This window comes from Antiquaquibacter metalliresistens, assembly GCF_029211225.1.
Taxonomy (GTDB): domain Bacteria; phylum Actinomycetota; class Actinomycetes; order Actinomycetales; family Microbacteriaceae; genus Rhodoglobus; species Rhodoglobus metalliresistens.
The window spans coordinates 85,705-104,333 of the sequence record NZ_JARGEM010000002.1 but is presented as its reverse complement, the minus strand read 5'-3'; the positions used below and the strand labels follow the sequence as shown (position 1 = coordinate 104,333).

Genomic DNA, 18,629 nt, shown 5'->3' with positions numbered 1-18,629 from the left:
TCCTGGGCGGTCAGACGGCGTCTTACGATCGAGCCCGGCACGGAACCGGAGGGGCCACGCAGAGCCGCATCGCAGGCCGGCCCACCGGACATTCGCTTCGCAACTACATCCGACGCGACCAAATGGTTCGGACGCGCATCCCGACCAACCGTGTTCACCTGGGCGCTGCACGACCATGTCGGGACACAGACGGCAGTGAGTGCTTGGGCGTTTCCCGCGATCTTGATGGCTGAGCGCGACGCCCGAACCATTCAGGAGTTCGTCGATCAGCTCATGCTCCACATCGTCTCTGATGCCCATACCGGCGGTGTCGCCTGGTTCGGCGAGCGGGCCGGGTTACCAGTCGTCTTCTCACCCGAGCCCTACTCCAACCGGGAGGACGCCCTGCAAGCCGCAACCGTCGCGGTCGGATTGCTGCCGGTAGCAACTGTTGCCGCGCACGCCGTGAACGTTGACACGTAGCGGCCCGGGTCTTGGCGTCAGCGTCTCGCCGCTGACCACCACGACGAGACGTGACCTCGGTGGCTTCGGCCTCGGGATGGCGTGGACACCTCCCCAATTGGAGGTGCACCATGACGGTGGCGATGCGGGTGATGTCGGCTGGGGCGGCCTACCGGTACCTGCTGAAGTCAGTCGTGGTCGGCGACGGCAGCCGCGATATGACAGCCCCGCTGATCCGCTACTACACCGAGAAGGGCGCACCCCCGGGCCGCTGGTTCGGCTCGGGGGTGGAGGGGCTCGCCGCCGGTCGTATCCATGACGGCGAGGAAGTGACCGAAACGCAGCTGCGCCGGTTGCTGGGAGAAGGTCGCGACCCGGACACGGGGATGCCGCTTGGCCGCACGCACCATTCATTCGCTCCGCGCCTCGACGGTTCCCCTCGGCGGCGGGCGGTCGCCGGCTATGACCACACCTTCTCGATCCCCAAGTCGCTGTCCACGATCTGGGCTGTCGCGGATGCGGGCACGCAGTCGCTCATCGCGCGGGCGCATGGCCGTGATCGTCACCGTCCCGACCGGCACCGCATGCGGATCCACCGCAGCGCCGACCGCCTGAACCGTGGCGGCCTCGAGCGTCGGGAGAGGACCGGCGCCGGCGGGCGGGCGGGTGCCCGGCACCTGGTACAGCGTGCCCTCGAAGATCACCGGGATCGGCTGCCCGTCGACCTTCAGCCACGGGCCGTTCGTGCTCGAGACCACGAGCCGGTCGGTCAGCGGGTCGCCGGGGACCACGAGGTGCTGCATCGCCGTCGAGATGGCGCGGGGCTGGAACGGCACCACGCTGGTCTCGGTCACCTGCCCGAACCGGTCGGTGTAGCCGCCGATGAGGTAGCGGCCGAGCTCGCCTTGGGCGTCCTTGTCGATCGCCCACACCCAGGTGTAGAACCCCGACGAGGGCGCGCTGATCGAACCGGCCGACGAGTAGTCGCCGGCACCGGCAAGAGTAAGCTCCTCGACCCCCGCGATCGGCGCGCCGATCGGCGGGGAGTCCGCCTCGACCGGCTGCTGGTCGAACGGGCCGTACAACGTCCCGGTCGCGGTGATCGGGATGCGCTCCCCGTCGAGGATCGTCCAGGTGCCCTTGGTCACCGACACGGCCAGCTGGTCGACGAACGCATCGCCCTCCTGGACGTAGCGGGATGCGACCTGGGTGCCGATCACCGGCTGGAAGTCCAGATCGATCCGAGGCGTCTGGGCAGATGCGGACAGGTTGCCGGGTGCCCCGGCGACCGAGGCGATGATTCGCTGCTCGCCGGCCCCAGCCGTGTACAGGTCGAGTTTGGCCCCGTAGCCCTCGGCCGCCACCGACATCGACGCGCCGATCTCGTACCAGGGGGCGCCGTCGGCCGGGGTGCCGGTGATCCCGAACTGGCCGGCGCCCAGCACGCGCGAGGTGGCGCCGTTGCTGAACACCGCCCTGGACAGGTTCGCGGTGCCCTGCAGGTGCGCCGGGTTGGCCGTCACGGTCAGGGTGCCCGCATACTGGTCGGCCATCTCGATCGACAGCGACAGCGACGGGTCGGTCACCGCGAACGCGGAAGCCTCGGCCCGCATGGAAGCGAGGTTGGCGAGGATCGAAGGCCTTGCCCCGCTCGGCGCGCGGGCGATGTAGTAGCTGTCGCCGCCGTTGCCGTTGTAGATGCCAGGGTCGGCGATGGACCAGACGAACATCGCGACGGCCGACGTGAGGTTCGGATCACCCGACTGCCCCCACTTCGCCAGCACGTAGTTCAGCTGCGCTAGCTGCGGCCGCGACAGGCCGTCCAGAGAGGTGACCGTGTTCGGACCCGACGTCGGAGAGAACGGGACCGCGGCACCGAGGTCGATGCAGTACGCCTGACGCCCGTCGTCGGCGCGGTAGGCGCCCAGCCAGCCCTGGCCGATGTCGTAGCCGACGCCGTGGCCGCCGGCGTACGCGGGACCGGCGGCGACGAACAGCCCGCCGAAGGCGAGCAGCAGTGCGACGGCCAGCGACAGGGCTCCCCGGAGTCGGCCCCTTCTCGGCGGATCCCCGACCTCCGGGGGAGTGGGCAAGATTGCAGACGACATTGAGTCTCCTCCTGTGTGTGAGGGCGGCCACATGCCGCCAGGAGGAGAGGTGCGCGCGAGGACTCGGCGTCAGAGACCTTTGACAGGGGATAGGTGATGGGCGCGCCGCGCCGGCTCGGGTGAATCACCCGCGCCGGCTAACGATCCGCGAGCGGTGGGCGCGCCGAGTCCACCCCGGGGCGGGCGTCGGGGCGCGGGAACTAAGCTTGGAGACGCCAGCCTCCGTAGCTCAATGGAAGAGCGCCCGCGTCCTAAGCGGTCGGTTGTAGGTTCGAGTCCTATCGGGGGCACCTAGTTGATACAAGTGTTGATACGCGAGCGGTTATCCACAGCCAACTTCCTAGTGTTTCATTGGGCGGTAGGATGATCTTGGACATCGTCTCCTCTCCGTCCTAAGGAAAGGGTTGGGGGTTCGAGTCCCGCCAGGGGCACGTATGCGAGAAGTCCCGCGGCATCGCTGCGGGACTTCTCGCATACCGGCCCCTAGATGCGGACTCGCACCGCGGGGGTCCCCGCCGCGCCGGTTCCGACGAGCTGCGCACCCCGAGGTGCTCTTCCGGCAGGGTGGTGACCGCGCGGCTTGGCGGCCGTGCCGGTGGGGCGTCGAGTCCCTCCAGGGGCACCCTCGATCAGTGCCAAATTCCCCGGTGAATAGGCGGAGGTTGGGCCTCGGGACCTCCCCGGCAGGAGGATTCGACTGTAACTTGACTGCGAAGCGCGCGCTGATCGACCCCGTTGAAGATGATCCCCTTGACTATCTGGACTTTTCGCCAAGTACAGGCCGCTCCGTGGGCCTGGACAAGAGGGGGGTTTCAAGGCCGCATCGAGTGGTTCGTTGCGCGGTTCAGTGGCAGATCACTACTATCTGCCTCGCCGTCCAGCTCGCGAGGCAAAATCATCGAGCGTGCGTAGCACGGACTCTGCGAGCCAGATCCGGTTGCGTCGTTGTGAGTTCGCTGATGCAAGTAGGCCTCGCTCAATGAGAGCATCCAGGGCGCGGAAGGCTGTAGGCGGCGCGACACCAAGTTCGCGAACGACGATGTCTGAGTTGAGCACGGGGTGAGCGATGGCGAGGGCGCCGACTCGACGTGCGGTCGCGTCGGAGCGGAGGCCGCTCATCTTGACTTCCCACTCGGCCTCGATGGCCTTGATGTCGCCAACGAGTTGACGGCCGTTGACGACCGCGTACCCTGTCGCGCGGGTGAAAGCCGTGACGATGGGTCGAAGCTCACCGCGACGATAGGCACTGAGGGCGTTGTAGTAGTCCTTCACGTCGTGGAGGAGTCCCGCGGAAACAGGAACTGTGATGTTCGTCGTGACCCGCGCCTGGCGCAGCATCGCCTGAACAATCGCACGGCCCGTCCTGCCGTTGCCGTCCGGGAAGGGGTGAATGGTCTCGAACTGCGCGTGGGCGATCGCGACTTGGGCCAATGCGGGGATGTCGGTCCGATCGATGAATGCGACCAGGTCATCTATTGCTGCGGGCACGCGGTTGTGGTGGGGAGGAACGAAGTCGGCTAGGTGCGGGCTGAGCGAGTCCCCGCCAACCCACACCTGCTCATCGCGCCAACGGCCCGTGAGGTCGGGTGCGTGCGAACCGAGTAGGGCGGTTTGCATCGCGATGATGCTCTCGCCGTCGATCTTGTCGGCAAGCGCGAGCGCCGCCTCCATCGTCCGGACGTTGCGCACGATCAGGGCGGCGTTGCCGGTCTCGCGTTCGCCGAGCTCGGCCTCGGCGATCGCTCGCGCCCCGCTGGTGAGGTTCTCGATCTCAGATGAGGAGGCCGACTCGGTGCGTAGGAGGATCGAGGCGAACGGCAGCCCGCCCGGTCCGACTTCCGCATCGAATCGCGTAAGGAGTTGGGTGGCTTCGTCGATCTCTGCGGCGAGGTCGCCCGGGATGTCGATGGAGAGGTTGGCGATCGGCGGAACGATGGCCGACGAGTAGGGCTGGCGAATGCGCTCGCGTTGGGCACGGGTGAGATGGTCGCTGTTGATTCGCGAGGCCCACTGATGCTGTTCGCTCCCGAGGGCTGGCCAGCTCAGTGATTCTGACGTGTTCGACGTAGAGTCGGACATACCGCGCCTCGCCTTCTCAGCGCAATCGCCGCTGGTGGTTATTTACACTTAACAGGCTAAGTGTAAATACTGCGATTCGCTATTAATGCTTCGCTGAGATCATTTTTCACGGCATCTTGACAGCGCTTGAGTCGGAACCCACTTGATCACAGTGATGCCGAGCACTCACAGATCCCAGAAAGTCACAGGGACTTTGGCTGCAGCCACACTAGTACAAGGCCGCATATCGGGTTCGAGTCCCTCCGAGGTCGTCGCCTACTTGCAGCGTCCTACCCGCCCGACGTCGAGGCCGGCGCTGGGAACAGCGCACCCACGTCGATGTACCCGCCGATGAAGGCGCCCACGATGATGAGCACCACGCCCAGCACGCCGAGGGGCACGGCGGTGGCGAGGGCTTTGAGGATCTCGGAGAGCACGTCTCCAAGGCCGCGGGTGGAGGGGTTGTCCTTCTCTCGCTTGGCTTTGAGGGCGGTGACGAGCGACACGACGATCTGGGCCAGCACCAAGACGAGGCCGGCGATGATCAACCATGAGGCAATGGTTTTCGGGTCCATGTGCGTTCTCCTGGGGTTCGATCGATGGGTGAGCACACCTTGGCACGCCGGTGCGCCGATCGCAAGACTTTCGTGAGTCCGCTTCACGATCGCCGGATGACGCGAACCTAGCCCGAGCTGCGGCCGCCCGACCCCGGCTCGATGTGGTCGAGCAGGGCCTGCAGGTAGAGCGGCGCCTTCTCGGGGCGAAGCCGGATGGAGTATCCGAGACCGCAGGCGAGGATCATGAGGTCGAGCGCATCCAGCCCCGGTCGCAGGTGATCCTCCGAGCGGCGCACGAGCGCGGCGAACACGCCGATGAGCTCCGCGCGCAGCGCCCGGGTCTCATCCCTCACGAGGTTCGTGTTCACGGATGCGGCAGCGAACTCCGGGTCGGCCGCGAAGGCGCGCACGGCCTGGGTGAGGAACTCCCGCAGGGCCGGCACGGCATCCGTGCGCGCCTCTGCCGAGCGGGCGATGGCGATGAGCTCGACGAAGCGGTCGTCGACGAGCCCTTCGGCGAGTGCCTCGGGGGAGCCGAAGTGCCGGTAGACGGTGCCGATGCCGACCTCGGCGTACCGCGCGACGGCGTTCAATTGCAGCGGTTCGCCGGCCACGACGAGTGCTCGCGCGGCGTTCAGGATGCGTTCGCGATTCTTCGCGGCATCACGGCGAAGGGTCGACATGGCTCCATGGTAGGCGCTCAAGCGGATGGTTCATCAATTCGGATGAACTATCCGTTTATGGTACTGTCGGCGACATGAGCAGCACGAGAGAGACGATCATGGTCGGCGACCGCCGACGCAGCTACCTCCTGGTCGAGCCGCGCACGCCGCGCGAGAGTGCCCCGCTGATCGTCGCGTTGCACGGCCGAACGCAGAACGCTCGCGTCATGCGGTCATTCAGCGGTCGCACGCTGGATGCCCTCGCCGACCGACTCGGCGCGCCGCTGGTCTACCTCAACGGCCACGGTCGCGCCTGGAACGACGGCCGCCGCCGGGCGGTCTCGGCGGCACAGAAGAGGAACGTGGACGATGTCGGCTTCGTTCGCGCGGTCGTGGCCCGCCATGGTCGGCCGACCATCGCCGTCGGGTACTCCAACGGCGGACAGCTGGTGCATCGGCTGCTCCGCGAGGCCCACGGCTTGCTCGACGGTGCCGTGGTGATCGCGGCGGGGCTCCCCGTCGACGCCGACTACTCGCTGTCCGAGCTCGCGCCGGATCGGGTGCCCGTGTTGTTGCTGCACGGCACCGCCGACCCGGTTGTCCCCTACGCGGGCGGCCCGACTCGCCTGCTCGGTCGCCCGCTCGGCAGCGTGCTGTCGGCGCGGGAGACCGCCGAGCGCTACGCGACGGGTGGCGCTCCTCGCGTCACGGCCGACGGTGACATCGAGCGGGTGGACTGGGGGACCGTGCGACTGGTGACGCAGTTCGGCGTCGGGCACGTCATCCCGAACCGCGTCACCGCGCCGCGGTTCGTCGGGCCGTCGCACGCCGATCTCGACGCCGGCGAGGAGATCGAGGAGTTCCTCGCCGCCCGCGTTCGCCGGTCGTAGAGGCCCCTACCGCCCCCGCCACGTCACGACCACGTGCAGCAGTGGCACCGCGGACGCACCCATGAGCACCCAGCCGAGCACCTCATCCGTGGGCCGCAGCAACACCCCGGCGAAGAGCAGGGCGGCGAAGACGATCGCGGAGACCGCGCGGCCGACGGTGCGTTCGAGCGAGCGGATGCGGCGCTCGAGGTCGGGGGTGCGCACGGCCACCTGGCCGCGGTCGATGCGGGCAGCGAGCTCGTCGAGGCGGCCCGGAAGCCGGGCGAGCGTGCCGGCGTAGCCGAGGGCGCGCTGGCCGAGGTCGCGCAGCGTGCCGCTCGTGGGGGTGAGCACGGTGCGCGCGAAGGGGTCGACGGCATCCCACATGTTGAAGTCGCGGTCGAGGGCGCTCGTGACGCCCGAGATCAGCGAGATGGTGCGGATCAGTAGCAGGAAGCTCTCCGGCAGCTGGAACGGCAGCGAGCGGACGGTCTCGCCGAACTGCAGGGCGAACGTGCGCAGCTCACGCGGGTCCACCTGCTGCAGCTCGGCGACGCCCATGCCGCCGAAGCGGTCGAAGAGGGCGGTCATCGCGCGTTCGAGTTCCTCGGTGTCGGCGGACTTCAGCAGCACGCCGAGCCGCTCCATCGAGTGGATCAGGGCGCGCCCGTCGCGGGCGAGGGCGGCGAGGATGAAGTCGCGCAGCCCCGAGCGCAGGCTGTCGGTGATCTCGCCCATCATGCCGAAGTCGATGTAGGTGAGCCGCCAGCCCCCGTCGGTGGGGGTGACGAAGATGTTGCCGGGGTGCGGGTCGGCGTGGAAGAACCCGGCGACGAAGATCTGCTGGAAGGTGGCGCGCGCGAGCGCCTGCGCGACCGCGGCCGGGTCGATGCCCGCCGCGGTGAGCGCCTCGACGTCGGTGATCTTGATCGCGGTGACGTCGGAGAGCGTCAGCACGCGCAGGCTGGTGCGATCCCACACGACCACCGGGGCGGCGACGGTGTCGTCGCCCGCGAAGTCGTCGGCGAACCGCTCCGCGTTGCCGGCCTCGTGCAGGTAGTCGATCTCCTCGAGGCTCGTGGTGGCGAACTCCTCGACGAGGGCGGGCGCGTCCACGCGCGACGACACGAGCCGCACCCGCGACAGCCAGCCGGCCACCCGCCGCAGCGCGGCGAGGTCCACGGCGACCACCGACTCGATGCCGGGTCGCTGCACCTTCACCACCACGTGCTCGAACCCGAGGTCCGCGGCGATCGCGGGGGAGAGCCGCGCGCGGTGGGCCTGGCCGAGGGATGCCGCGGCGATCGCCACCGGCTCGAACGCCGCATAGGCGGCCTCCAGCGGCATCCCCAGCTCGGTCTCGGTCTGGGCGCGGATGGACTCGAAGCTCTCCGCCGCCACCTCGTCTTGCAGCCCCTCGAGCTCGCTGGTGATCTCGGGCGGCAGCACGTCGAGGCGCGAGGACATGAACTGCCCGACCTTGATCATCAGCCCGCCGAGGTCGACGGCGAGGTCATGGAAGCGGCGGGCGAGTTTGCGCAGGCGTGCCACCCGTCCGTGCGCGGAGAGCCGGCCGAGGCCGATGCGCGGCAGCACGAGCTCGTACCACCAGGCCTGCAGCATCGCCCGGGCGGCGAAGCGCATGATGCGTCGGTAGCGCGCCTGGAACACGCGGCCCGTGGGCGGTGCGGTGAGTGCGCCGCGGGCGGGCGGCATCCCCTCAGTCCTCGGCGAGGATGGCGTAGAGCTTGCGGCGCGCCTCGTCGATCACGGCGACGGCGCGTTCGGTCTGCTCGGGGCTGCCGCTGTGCGCGACCTGGGCAACGGCCTGGGCGAGCTTCGCGCCGGCCTTCGGCAGGGCGGTGTTGTGCTCGGCGCGCCAGGAGCGGCGCGGCTCCCACGGTTCGGGTCCGCTCGCGAACTCGGCTGCGGCCTCGCGGCCCGCCTCGGTGAGCGAGTAGACCTTGCGTTCGCCGACCTGCTCGGCGGTGACGAGGCCCTCGTCGGAGAGCAGCTGCAGCGTGGGGTAGATCGAGCCGGGGCTCGGCTTCCAGCTACCGTGCGTGCTCGCCTCGATGGACTGGATGATCTGGTAGCCGTGCATCGGCTTCTCGGTGAGCGCGACGAGGATGGCGGCGCGGATGTCGCCGCGTCCCATGCGGCCCGCGGCGCGGGGGGCGAACGCTTCGCGGAGGCCGTCGACGGCCTCCCACAGGTCGAAGCCGGCGGATGATGAGGTGCGCATGGCGTGTCCTCCTCGGACGATGTGACTCTCGCTGGCGACTGTCAGCGATAGTCAACGATACATCGTTAAGTGGCGGCTCAGTGGCTGGCGCGGATGATGCGCGACAACGCCCAGCCGATCGCCGACACGAGCGGCACCGCGACGACGGCGAGCGCCACCGGGTTGGGCTGGAACCTCAGCCCCTCGGAGGTGCCGACGTAGGCGCCGATCGGCAGCGCATAGCCGCCACCGCCGCCTCCGCTGCCTTCGCCCTTGCCCGCCGGGCCGTTCTGCCCCTCCGGCATCTCGCCGGAGCCTTCGCCGCCGCCGAAACCGAAGATCACGAACGCGACCGGGATGACATCCTGCCCGTTCACGCTGCTCTTGTCGCCGTATGCCAGCTTCGCGCCCCAGGAGGGCACGGACTGGGCCAGTTTCTCGATGAGGGTCGTCATGCTGCGACGCTACGCGCGTCGGCGACCGGCGGCTAGGGCTGGAAGTCCCGCGACGCGACACTCGGTCGTTCGCCCAGACCCGCCGACCTGGCGTCGCGCACGACGCCCACGGCCGCGTTCACGGATGCCGCATCGATCGGTCCGTCGTAGCGCATGCCGTCGATGAAGAACGTCGGTGCCCGATCGAGGTGCATCGACTCGGCGTCGATCACGTCGTCATCCACCCGCTGGAGTCCCACGCCGTTCGCGAGGTCGTGCTCGAAGCGTCGCAGGTTGAGTCCGGCCGCCGCCGCGGCGCGACGGATCTGACGCTCGGTCTCGATGGGCGCATCCAGCAGCAGCTGGTCGCGCATCTCCCAGAATCGGCCCTGTGCTGCTGCCGCCTCGGTGGCCGCCGCCACCGTGCGACCGAGCGGCGTCTCGAGCGGCAGATGCCGGAAGGTGTAGACGACATCGTGCCCGAACCGACCAGCCATCTCGCTGCCCATCTCGGCGGCGCTCGGGGCGAACGGGGAGGAGAAGTCGCCGTACTCGACCACGGTGACGAATGCCCGGTCGGCATCCCCGATCACGGGATCGCGACCGGCGTCCAGCGGGCGCACGAGCCGCCGTCGGTCCGGCGCGTTCCGCCGTTCCCGTGCGCTCAGCACCGCGAACGCGATCGCGCCGAGCAGAGCCGCGATCGCGGACGCGCTGATGACCCCGATCTGGGCCCGACCGATGTCGAGCGGATCGTCGAACGCGAGCTCGGCCACGAAGAGCGAGATGGTGAATCCCATGCCGGCGAGCATGCTGAGCCCGAGAACGTGCGACATGCGCACCGCCGGGCTGATGGCGCCCGGCCGAACCCGCGCGACGATCCATGTCGATGCCGTGATGGCGACGATCTTGCCGATCACGAGCCCTGCGATGATGCCCCAGGTCAGACGCGACGAGAACGCATCCGCGAGCGAGTCGCCGGTCACACGCACGCCCGCGTTGGCCAGCGCGAAGATCGGCAGGATCAGCCAGGTGATGTAGGGGCTGAGCGTGCGGTAGGCGCGTTCGTTGACCGACACCGCGCGCGCCAGCGAGTCCTCGGCGCTGCGGGCGTAGTCGGCGCTCGGCGACATCTGGAACGCGCGCACGTGCTCCTGGGCGCGATCCAGGTCGGTGCGTCGCGTGCGGAAGATCGGCAGCAGCAGGGCGATCGCCACCCCGGCGAGGGTCGCGTGCACCCCGGAGAGCAGGAAGCCGACCCAGACGACGACGGACGGCGCCAGATAGAGCGTGCCGCGCCACACGCCGAGCACGCGCATCCCCACGATCGCGGCGAGCCCCGCGCCAGCGATCAGCAGGGGCAGGGGATCGAAGTCATCGGCGTAGGCGAAGGCGATGACCCCGAGGGCGCCCACGTCATCGGCGACCGCCAGTGTCACGAGGAAGACCCGCAACTGCGGTGGCATCGCGCGACCGACCAGGGCCAGCATGCCGAGCACGAACGCGGTGTCCGTGGAGACGACGATGCCCCATCCGCCGACCACGTCAGTGCCCCAGGTGATCGCGACGAAGATCAGGGCCGGGATGATGAGTCCGGCCGCCGCGGCGATCAGCGGTGCGCTCGCCCGTCGCCAGTCGCGCAGTTCGCCGAGCTCGAGCTCGCGGCGCACCTCCAGCGTGACGTGCGCGAAGAACAGCGCCATCAGTGCATCGTTGACCCAGTGGCGCAGATCGAGTTCGAACCGCAGGTCACCGAGTCCGAACCCGAGCGGCAGGTGCCAGAAGGCGGTATAGCTCTCGCCGGGGAGGTTCGCCCAGACCAGTGCGGCGATCGTGCCCGCGATGAGCACGACGGCGCCGCGCAGTGCCTCGGGGGTGCGGCGCACTCGGTCGAGCGCGCGAGTCAACGAGGGCATGGTCACTCCGTGACGGTGGGGATGATGAGCAACTCAGCGAGGTTCGCGCTGCGCGGCAGGGCGGCGGCGAGGCCCACGACGGCGGCGATCGCCTCCGGTTGCAGTGGCGAATCCGACCGGCCGCCACGGGGATCCTCGGCCGGCTGGGGAAAGCCGGGTTGCAGCAGGTGCACGCGAAGGCCCTGCGGCCCGTACTCGTAGCGCAATGTCTGGGAGAGCTGTTTGATCGCCGAGGAGATCGCATTGAACACGGCGAATCGCGGCGTGTGGGTCTCTTTGCTGACCGACCCGAGCAGGAACAGGTCGGCGGGCAGCCCGCGCCGAGCCGACTGCAACAGCGGGTCGGCGAAGGTCTGGGATGCGTGCAGCAAGCCCCGCAGGTTGACGTCGATCATCTGCGCCCAGTCGGCGGGGATGCCGTCGTCGAACGCGGACCCGGTGATCACCCCCGAGAGCACCGCGACCAGGTCGATGTGCCCGAATCTGGCGATGGCGGCGACTCGCACGTCGTCGATGGCGAGCTGGGAGGTGACGTCGGCCGCTACCGCGAGCACCCGATCTCCGGCCGCGAGCTCGCGTTCCAGATCGTCGAGGCGCTGCTCGTCACGAGCGACCATCACGAGACTCGCACCGGACTCGACGAACTCGCGGCAGATCGCGCGGCCCATCCACCCGGTCGCACCCACGACGACCGCGACGCGGCCGTGCAGCGCACCCGAGGCGCTCATGCCCCGGCGCCGATCGCGACGGGGCTCAGCCGATGCCGGAAGAGCTCGGTCAGACGCCGCCGGTTCTCGGGGTCGGTGACCTCGGGGCTCGGGGCGACCACGGCATCCTCTTCGAGGTACGCGCCGGAGGGTACGTCGGCGACCGCGGCGTGCAGCACGCGGGCGGCGCCGTTCGTCGGCGGGCCGCCGATGCGTCCCATCATCGCCGCGCTCAGCGGGGTGTCGTTGAGGCCCGGGCAGAGCGCGACCACCGTGGTGGGCATCCCGGCCTCCTCCTCCGCCAGCAGGGTGGACCACGTGAGCATGGCGAGCTTCGCCCGCGCGTAGGCCGCGACGGGGGTGTAGCCGTGATCGAGATCGACATCGACGAAGTGGAAGCGCTCCACACGGTGCGCGGATGACGCGACGTTCACGATCCTCGCCGGCGTCGCCAGGGACGGCACCAACAGACGGGTGAGCAGGGCGGGGGCGAGCGCGTTCACCTGCAGGGTGCGTTCGAACCCGTCGGCGGTGAGGATGCGTCGCGGCGCCCCGGGAACGCCAGCGTCGTTGATGAGCAGGTCGATGCCGTGCGGGGCGTGCGTGCGGATCGCTCGTGCCGCCGCCGCGACCTCGTTCAGCCGGGCGAAGTCGGCGGACACGTAGTGCACCGCCGCCGTGCCTGCGCTGCGCAGCTCGCGCAGCAGGGGCTCGACGGCGTCGGACTGTTCTGGCCCGTGCAGGATCAGCGTGCGCGTGCGGTCGGCGAGTCGACGCGCGGTCGCCTCGCCGATGCCGCTCGTCGCACCGGTGAGCACGACGGTGCCGAACCCCGCGGCCGCGGCGCTCACAGCGCGTACCCGCCGGCGACCTGGATGTCCTGCCCGGTGATCCAGGCGGCATCGTCGGAGGTGAGGAACGCGATCACCTTGCCGATGTCGTCGGGCTCGCCGATGCGGCCGAGCGCCGTCTTCGCGGCGATGCCGTCGATGATCTCGGGGTACTTCTCGAACGCGTCGTCGCTGATCCGGGTGCGCGTCGGCCCCGGTGCGATGGTGTTCACCCGGATGCCGCGTGGGCTCAGCTCCTTGGCGAGATACCGGCTCGCCACGATGAGCCCGGCCTTCATGCCGGCGTAGCCCGAGTATCCGGCTTCCGTCTCGCCGGAGCGCACCGAGCTGCTCGACACGCTCACCACGGAGCCGCCGTCGGCGATCATCGGCAGCAGGCTCTGCGCCAGAAAGTACGGTCCGTGCAGCAGCACCCGGAAGTACCGATCGAAGTCCTCCTCGGTCATCTCCTCGAACGCGCGACCGCCGCCGAATCCCGCGTTGTTGACGAGGGCGGTGATGTGGTCGGTGCCCCATTCGGCTTCGAGCACGTCGGCCAGTTCGGCCCGGAAGTCGGGGAAGGTCGAGCTCAGTCCGACATCGAGGCGCAGCGCGCGCGCCCGTCCGCCGCCCTCGCGGACCAAGGCCACGGTCTCCTCCGCCTCCTCGGGACGCGATCGGTAGGTGGCGACGACGCCCGTTCCGCGCCGGGCGATCTCGATGGCGGCGCTGCGGCCGATGCCGGCGCTCGCCCCCGTGACGACGGCGACGGGATGCTGGTGGGTCTGCTGAGTGTTCATGATTCAAGACAAGCCGGATGCGCCCGCATGGGGGTAGGGGAATCCGCCGCGTCTCTTGCCCGATCCTGCTCGATTCGGCAGGATCCGGTAGCGCGGCGCGGTGCCGACTGCTTGAATCGGCGCATGGACAGCAGCGAGCTCGGCACCCTCATCGAGCGTCACGCGGGGGCGGGAGTCATCCGCACCCCGATCCCTGGCGTCATGCTCGCCCGCGCGGATCGGGTCGGACCCCAGCAGGAGTCCACCACCGGAACGGTGCTCGCCGTCATCGCGCAGGGCACGAAGCGACTCTCGGTCGGCGGCACAGTGCACGACTACGGGCCCGGCCAGTACCTGGTCGCCTCGGTCGATCTCCCGGTGACGGGCCAGTTCCTGGATGCCTCGCCCGAGCAACCCGCGCTCGGCTTCGGTCTCGAGCTGCGGCCCGAGGTCGTCGCCGAGCTCATGCTGAACCCGGCCGCCGCCGAGTTCACGCGCCCGACCCGCGGCGACGCGTCGCCGCCGGCGATCGCGGTGGGGCAGACATCCGCTCGCTTGCTCGATGCGACGGTTCGGATGCTGCGCCTGCTGGATCACCCGCGCGACATCCCGGTGCTCGCCCCGCTCATCGAGCGCGAGATCCTCTGGCTGATCATGTCCGGCGAGCAGGGGGCCACCGTGCGGCAACTGGGACTGGCCGACAGCAGCCTCAGCCGGGTGCGGCACGTGGTGCACTGGATGCGCGAGCGGTACGCCGAACCCATGCGGGTCGACGAGCTCGCGCAGCTCGCACGGATGAGCCCGTCGGCCTTCCATCGCGCCTTTCAGGCCGTGACCGCGATGAGTCCGATCCAGTACCAGAAGAACATCCGGCTGCAGGAGGCGCGCCTGCGGCTGCTGGCGAACCCGAGCGATGTCGCATCGACCGCGTTCGCCGTCGGCTACGAGAGCGCGTCCCAGTTCAGTCGCGAGTATCGCCGCCAGTTCGGCGCCCCGCCCACACGCGATGTCGCGCAACTGCTCGAGACCGTCGGGCGCGTGCACGGCTGAGGGCCTCAGGGTACGCTCCAGCGCACCTGCAGGGTGAGCGCTCGGCGCGGTCAAGTGACCCCTAGTGGTGCCGCTTCGCCAGCCGGTACATGTTCCAGTTCAGTGACAGGAAGTGGAAGAACTGCACGACGAGGTTGCGGCGACGGCGCAGCTCGCGCGCATTGGGCAGCGGTGCGGCGTCGATGAGGGTCTGACCGGTGTCCATGCTGGGTCCAATCGCGTGGGAGCGGGAGCCGGACGCCATCGATCGCCTTCAACATACCCATGTGGGTATTCGCTGGCATGGGACCTTGGTCCGTCGGGCTCCGTCGTGCGGCCGCGGCGGCGCACGGGTGAACGTGCGGGTGAGAATCACTCGTTCACGGTGACCTGGGGATGATGCGTCCGTACGGTGAGGCGACGGTGGTCCCTCCACCGCCGCCCGACTGAACCCGAGGTGCCCGCATGCCCGCAACAACCCCCGTTCGACTCGCCGCGCTCGCGGTGCTCGCCCTGGCCGGCGTGGTCGTCACCAGTTCGGCGGTGCACGCCGAGGATGCCACGACCATCGACTTCGCGGACTACGACGCGACGCAGGCCTATGCACCGGCCGGCCAGCACGGCTGGGCGGGCTTCAGCACGACGAGCTACGACTGGGGCATCGTCGACAACTCGGCCTTCACCTCTGGTCTCGACTCGGCGGGCACGAGTCTGCGCTTCAGCAACTGGGTCTCCGTGCTCGGTCAGTACGGCAACATCAAGCAGCTCATCAGTCCGGTGATCGAGCCGGCGGGGGAGCCGATCGCGGGCGCGACCGGCAACCCGGTCAACAACACCTTCGAGACCACGTTCCGGCTCGCCTCAGCAACCGGTGCATATCAGGAGCGGCTCTCGGTCTCGGTCGCGCTCGACAACGGCGACGGAGGCCGCGGCGGCGGCCCGGTCGGCTTCCTGCACACGCCGGACGGGCTGCAGTTCCTCATGGCGGGCATTGCGCCCGGGGACGCGGACTGGACCACCCAATACTCCGAGTACTTCGATCTGACGGTTCCGCACACCGTGCGCATCGTCACCACCTATGTCACCGACGGCCCGGATGTCATCGACCTCTACGTGGATGGCGCCACGACGCCCGCGCTGACCGGCGCCACCTACGAGGGATATCACGACGCGGTCTCCTCGCCCGCCGGCAGCTACTGGAGCGCGGCTCTGCTGTTCCGCGCCAACCGGGCCACGGCGATGGCGCCGGGTTCCTACGCGGGACTCATCAACGGCACCGACCCCACCGGCCCGCAGCTCGCGGCGCTGAAGGGGAAGGGCTTCCTGATCACCGACGTGAGCTACAAGACCTACAACCAGATCCCCGCGACCCCGCCGCAGACGCCCGCCACGCCGCCGGCACCCAGCACCGGCACCGCGCTGGATCTCAGCGCGGCCAGCGTGAGCCCGAGCAGCACCGTCGAGGCGGTCGCGACCGGTATGGAGCCGGGCGAGCTCGTCGGCTTCACCGCCTACTCGACGCCCACCTTCCTCGGCTATGCGGTGGCGGACGGCAGCGGCGTGGCGACGCTGAGCTTCACGCCCCCCGCGAGCCTCGCGCTCGGTGCGCACACGATCGTGGCGACCGGAGTCTCCTCCGGCAACGTCGCGACCTCGGCGATCACGATCCGCGCGCTGGCCGCGACGGGTGTCGACGTCGGCCCGTACCTCGGCCTCGGCCTCGGCGCGCTCGCCGTGGGCGCGCTGTGCCTCGTGATCGCCGTGCGAGCACGTCGCGGGCGTCACTCCGCCTGAACGAAAGGGATGTCCGGCACGGTCTGAGCGCCCTTACGCTGGGCGTCATGCCTCCCGCGTTCCCCACCGGCGCCGTCACCGTGCTCGGCAGCCTCAACATGGACCTCGTCGTCGCCGTCGAGCGCTTTCCGCGACCCGGCGAGACGATCGCCGGGCGCAGCTTCGAGACGATCCCGGGGGGCAAGGGCCTCAATCAGGCGGTCGCCGCCGCGCGGGCGGGCGCGCGGGTGCGGATGATCGGCGTGGTCGGCGACGACGCCTTCGGCTCCCAGCTGCGAGCGCTTGCCACCGCGGAGGGCATCGGCACCGAGCACCTCGCGACCGCGACCGTACCGACCGGCACCGCCCACATCCAGGTCGCCGACGACGGCGAGAACACGATCGTGGTGGTGCCGGGAGCGAACGCCTCGGCCACGAGCCTGTCGCCGCAGCGAGCGGCAGCGGTTCGGGAGTCCGCGTATCTGGTGCTGCAGTGCGAGGTGCCGCTGGAACTCATCGCGGCGGCGATCGCCGAGGGCGCCTACGCGGTGCTGACGCCGGCACCGGTCGCAGCCCTGGGCGGCACGGTGCCCGACGGGGTGTCCATGCTCGTCGGCAACGAGCTCGAGATCGCCGAGCTCGGCGGGTTCGAGGCCATCGGGGTGCCGCTGGTGATCGAGACCCTCGGCGGCGACGGCGTGCGGTGGGCGATCGACGGCGTGCTCGCCGGCAGCCTGCCGGCGCGTCGCGTCGACGTCGTCGACACGACCGCGGCGGGGGACACCTTCGTCGGCGCCCTCGTGGCGAGGCTCGCGGCGGGGGCGGCGCTCGAGGGGGCGATCGCCTGGGCGGTGGCCGCGGCATCCATCACCGTGTCACGGGTCGGAGCGACGAGCTCGATTCCGAGCGCGGCCGAGGTCGACGCGGTCTATCGCGCGTCGTAGCGCGCGAGGTCTTCCGCGTCGCGGGCGTGGGTGACCGCGCGGCGCACCGTGTCGAGCGCCTCGACGGGGTCGGTCGCCGCCTGCGCGAGCGCGAGCTGCCGCTCCGCCTCGGCGAGACGCGTGCGGGCTGTGACGCTGGCACCGCCGATCACCGCGCGCGCCGCGGCGATCTGGCTGTTGGCGAGCACGAGCGTGCCCTCGTAGGCGGCGCGCGCGTGCGCCAGGCGTTGGGTCTGGTTGCGGGCGCTCGCGAGGGCGAGGTCGAGGGCATCGGTGGCACGCCCCAGTTCGTCGAGCGCCGCGATCGGGTCGCGGGCTCGTTCGCTCCTCAGCACGGCCTCGACGCCGGCGATCGCCTCGATGACCGCGCGCGCGGACTCCGGGTCGGGGGCGGCGTCGCGCTGCGCCTTCGCCTCGGTGAGGTCGGTGCGCGCGGCAGCGCGTCGCGTCGCGAGGGCGTCGCTCGCGGCACGCAGCTCCTGTGCCATCGCGTCCACGTCATCGAGCAGTCGGTCGGCGCGGTGCACCGCCTGTGCCGCCGCGTGGAGGTCGTCGGCGACGCTGTTCACGCCGGTCGCCGAGATCGCCGGCGCTGCGGCTTCGGCGATGGCGGTCGCCTCGGTCAGCGCGGTGGCGGCAGCGTCCGGGTTGCCGGCGACCGCGGTCAGCTGCTCGGTGGCGTAGTCCTCGCCCAGGGCGGCGAGCGTCGCGCGTGCGGACTCCAGTCGCGCCTGTGTCGCGGCGATGCCGGAGCGCAGTTCGCCCAGGGTCGTGCTGGCGTTGACCTCATCGCGGCGCAGGGCGGCGAACGTCGCATCCTGGGTCGCGAGCTCGGTCTGGGCACGCTCGCACAGCACGATGATCTGGTTCGTCCATTCGCGCCGTTCGCGGTCGCTGTCGGGATAGGCATCGTCGAGCCGCTGCTTCAGCCGGAACGCCTCGGCCACATCGGCCCGGGCTCGCGACAGCGTCGCGCCGAACGCCCTGGCGCGATCGGGGCCGAACTGCGCGATCGCGAAGCCCAGCTCCTCGTCGGCCTCGCGCAGTTGGTCGTCGAGACGCACCAGCAGCACCCCGGCGCGGGTGGTGAGGGCCTCGATGCCGGCCGGTCCGGACGCACGGATGCCGCGATCCCCCCGCCGCCGGAAGAGCACCACGAAGCCGCCGATCACGAGCACCGCGACGAGCACCACGAGCGTCGTGATCGCGACGGCACCGCCGCGCAGCAGTTCGGCGCCATCCATGGCGGCAATTCTACGAGGATGCGAAAACCCGCAGTATCTCCCCGGATTCCACAC

17 protein-coding genes, 1 tRNA gene and 1 pseudogene are annotated in these 18,629 nt (G+C 70.0%); 7 read left to right on the top strand and 12 right to left on the bottom strand.

Going from position 1 to position 18,629, the window contains the following annotated elements; translation table 11 throughout:
* Nucleotides 1-150 precede the first annotated feature (150 nt).
* The 3 genes and pseudogenes from PYV02_RS03390 (at nt 151) to PYV02_RS03380 (ending at nt 2,839) form a co-directional block, all read left to right on the top strand.
* Nucleotides 151-462, top strand: coding sequence for a hypothetical protein (locus PYV02_RS03390; RefSeq protein WP_275756212.1), 312 nt, complete (start codon nt 151-153; stop codon nt 460-462).
* A 110-nt stretch (nt 463-572) separates the two neighbouring features.
* Nucleotides 573-992 (top strand): annotated as a pseudogene (locus PYV02_RS15370) (relaxase domain-containing protein); the annotation flags it as partial.
* 1,775 nt (nt 993-2,767) lie between these two features.
* Nucleotides 2,768-2,839: transfer RNA gene (locus PYV02_RS03380), tRNA-Arg, on the top strand.
* Nucleotides 2,840-3,410: 571 nt separating this feature from the next.
* On the opposite strand, the gene PYV02_RS03375 is transcribed toward PYV02_RS03380, so the two are convergent.
* The 3 genes from PYV02_RS03375 to PYV02_RS03365 all read right to left on the bottom strand — a co-directional run bounded on the left by PYV02_RS03375 (nt 3,411) and on the right by PYV02_RS03365 (nt 5,847).
* Nucleotides 3,411-4,628, bottom strand: coding sequence for a Fic family protein (locus PYV02_RS03375; protein ID WP_275756210.1), 1,218 nt, complete (start codon nt 4,626-4,628; stop codon nt 3,411-3,413).
* A gap of 269 nt (nt 4,629-4,897) precedes the next feature.
* Nucleotides 4,898-5,182 carry a hypothetical protein gene (locus PYV02_RS03370; RefSeq protein ID WP_275756208.1) on the bottom strand — a complete coding sequence of 95 codons (285 nt, stop codon included), beginning with the start codon at nt 5,180-5,182 and terminating at the stop codon, nt 4,898-4,900.
* A gap of 107 nt (nt 5,183-5,289) precedes the next feature.
* On the bottom strand, nt 5,290-5,847 hold the full coding sequence (locus PYV02_RS03365; RefSeq protein ID WP_275756206.1) for a TetR/AcrR family transcriptional regulator: 558 nt from the start codon (nt 5,845-5,847) through the stop codon (nt 5,290-5,292).
* A gap of 74 nt (nt 5,848-5,921) precedes the next feature.
* Between PYV02_RS03365 and PYV02_RS03360 the strand changes: the two genes are divergently transcribed.
* The gene (locus PYV02_RS03360) at nt 5,922-6,716 is read left to right on the top strand and encodes a CE1 family esterase (protein ID WP_275756204.1); all 795 of its coding nucleotides are present in this window, start codon (nt 5,922-5,924) and stop codon (nt 6,714-6,716) included.
* Between the two features lie 6 nt (nt 6,717-6,722).
* Here the strand turns inward: PYV02_RS03360 and PYV02_RS03355 are convergent, their stop codons facing one another.
* The 7 genes from PYV02_RS03355 to PYV02_RS03325 form a co-directional block, all read right to left on the bottom strand.
* Entirely contained in the window at nt 6,723-8,411 is a 1,689-nt protein-coding gene (locus tag PYV02_RS03355) for an ABC1 kinase family protein (RefSeq protein WP_275756202.1), read from the bottom strand.
* Between the two features lie 4 nt (nt 8,412-8,415).
* Entirely contained in the window at nt 8,416-8,940 is a 525-nt protein-coding gene (locus PYV02_RS03350) for a PadR family transcriptional regulator (RefSeq protein ID WP_275756200.1), read from the bottom strand.
* A 77-nt stretch (nt 8,941-9,017) separates the two neighbouring features.
* Nucleotides 9,018-9,374 carry a hypothetical protein gene (locus PYV02_RS03345; protein WP_275756198.1) on the bottom strand — a complete coding sequence of 119 codons (357 nt, stop codon included), beginning with the start codon at nt 9,372-9,374 and terminating at the stop codon, nt 9,018-9,020.
* Between the two features lie 32 nt (nt 9,375-9,406).
* Nucleotides 9,407-11,269, bottom strand: a complete 1,863-nt coding sequence (gene nhaA / locus PYV02_RS03340; protein WP_275756196.1) for a Na+/H+ antiporter NhaA — start codon at nt 11,267-11,269, stop codon at nt 9,407-9,409.
* Between the two features lie 2 nt (nt 11,270-11,271).
* Nucleotides 11,272-11,997, bottom strand: a complete 726-nt coding sequence (locus PYV02_RS03335) for an SDR family oxidoreductase (RefSeq protein ID WP_275756195.1) — start codon at nt 11,995-11,997, stop codon at nt 11,272-11,274.
* Nucleotides 11,994-12,827, bottom strand: coding sequence for an SDR family NAD(P)-dependent oxidoreductase (locus PYV02_RS03330; RefSeq protein ID WP_275756193.1), 834 nt, complete (start codon nt 12,825-12,827; stop codon nt 11,994-11,996). The genes PYV02_RS03335 and PYV02_RS03330 overlap by 4 nt, the downstream gene beginning before the upstream one ends.
* Nucleotides 12,824-13,606, bottom strand: a complete 783-nt coding sequence (locus PYV02_RS03325) for an SDR family NAD(P)-dependent oxidoreductase (protein ID WP_275756191.1) — start codon at nt 13,604-13,606, stop codon at nt 12,824-12,826. Before PYV02_RS03325 ends, PYV02_RS03330 begins: the two co-directional genes overlap by 4 nt.
* 123 nt (nt 13,607-13,729) lie before the next feature.
* Here PYV02_RS03325 and PYV02_RS03320 point away from each other — a divergent pair, with 123 nt between their 5' ends.
* Nucleotides 13,730-14,635: an AraC family transcriptional regulator gene (locus tag PYV02_RS03320; protein ID WP_275756189.1), complete on the top strand. Its 906-nt coding sequence runs from the start codon at nt 13,730-13,732 to the stop codon at nt 14,633-14,635.
* Between the two features lie 61 nt (nt 14,636-14,696).
* On the opposite strand, the gene PYV02_RS03315 is transcribed toward PYV02_RS03320, so the two are convergent.
* Nucleotides 14,697-14,840, bottom strand: coding sequence for a hypothetical protein (locus tag PYV02_RS03315; RefSeq protein ID WP_275756187.1), 144 nt, complete (start codon nt 14,838-14,840; stop codon nt 14,697-14,699).
* A 239-nt stretch (nt 14,841-15,079) separates the two neighbouring features.
* Between PYV02_RS03315 and PYV02_RS03310 the strand changes: the two genes are divergently transcribed.
* Complete coding sequence (locus tag PYV02_RS03310; protein ID WP_275756185.1) at nt 15,080-16,408, top strand: hypothetical protein; 1,329 nt, start codon at nt 15,080-15,082, stop codon at nt 16,406-16,408.
* Nucleotides 16,409-16,455: 47 nt separating this feature from the next.
* A complete protein-coding gene (locus PYV02_RS03305; protein ID WP_275756183.1) occupies nt 16,456-17,331 on the top strand; it encodes a ribokinase in 876 nt (291 codons plus the stop codon).
* Here the strand turns inward: PYV02_RS03305 and PYV02_RS03300 are convergent.
* Nucleotides 17,316-18,575, bottom strand: a complete 1,260-nt coding sequence (locus PYV02_RS03300; protein WP_275756181.1) for a coiled-coil domain-containing protein — start codon at nt 18,573-18,575, stop codon at nt 17,316-17,318. The two genes, PYV02_RS03305 and PYV02_RS03300, sit on opposite strands and share 16 nt — an antisense overlap.
* Nucleotides 18,576-18,629 lie beyond the last annotated feature (54 nt).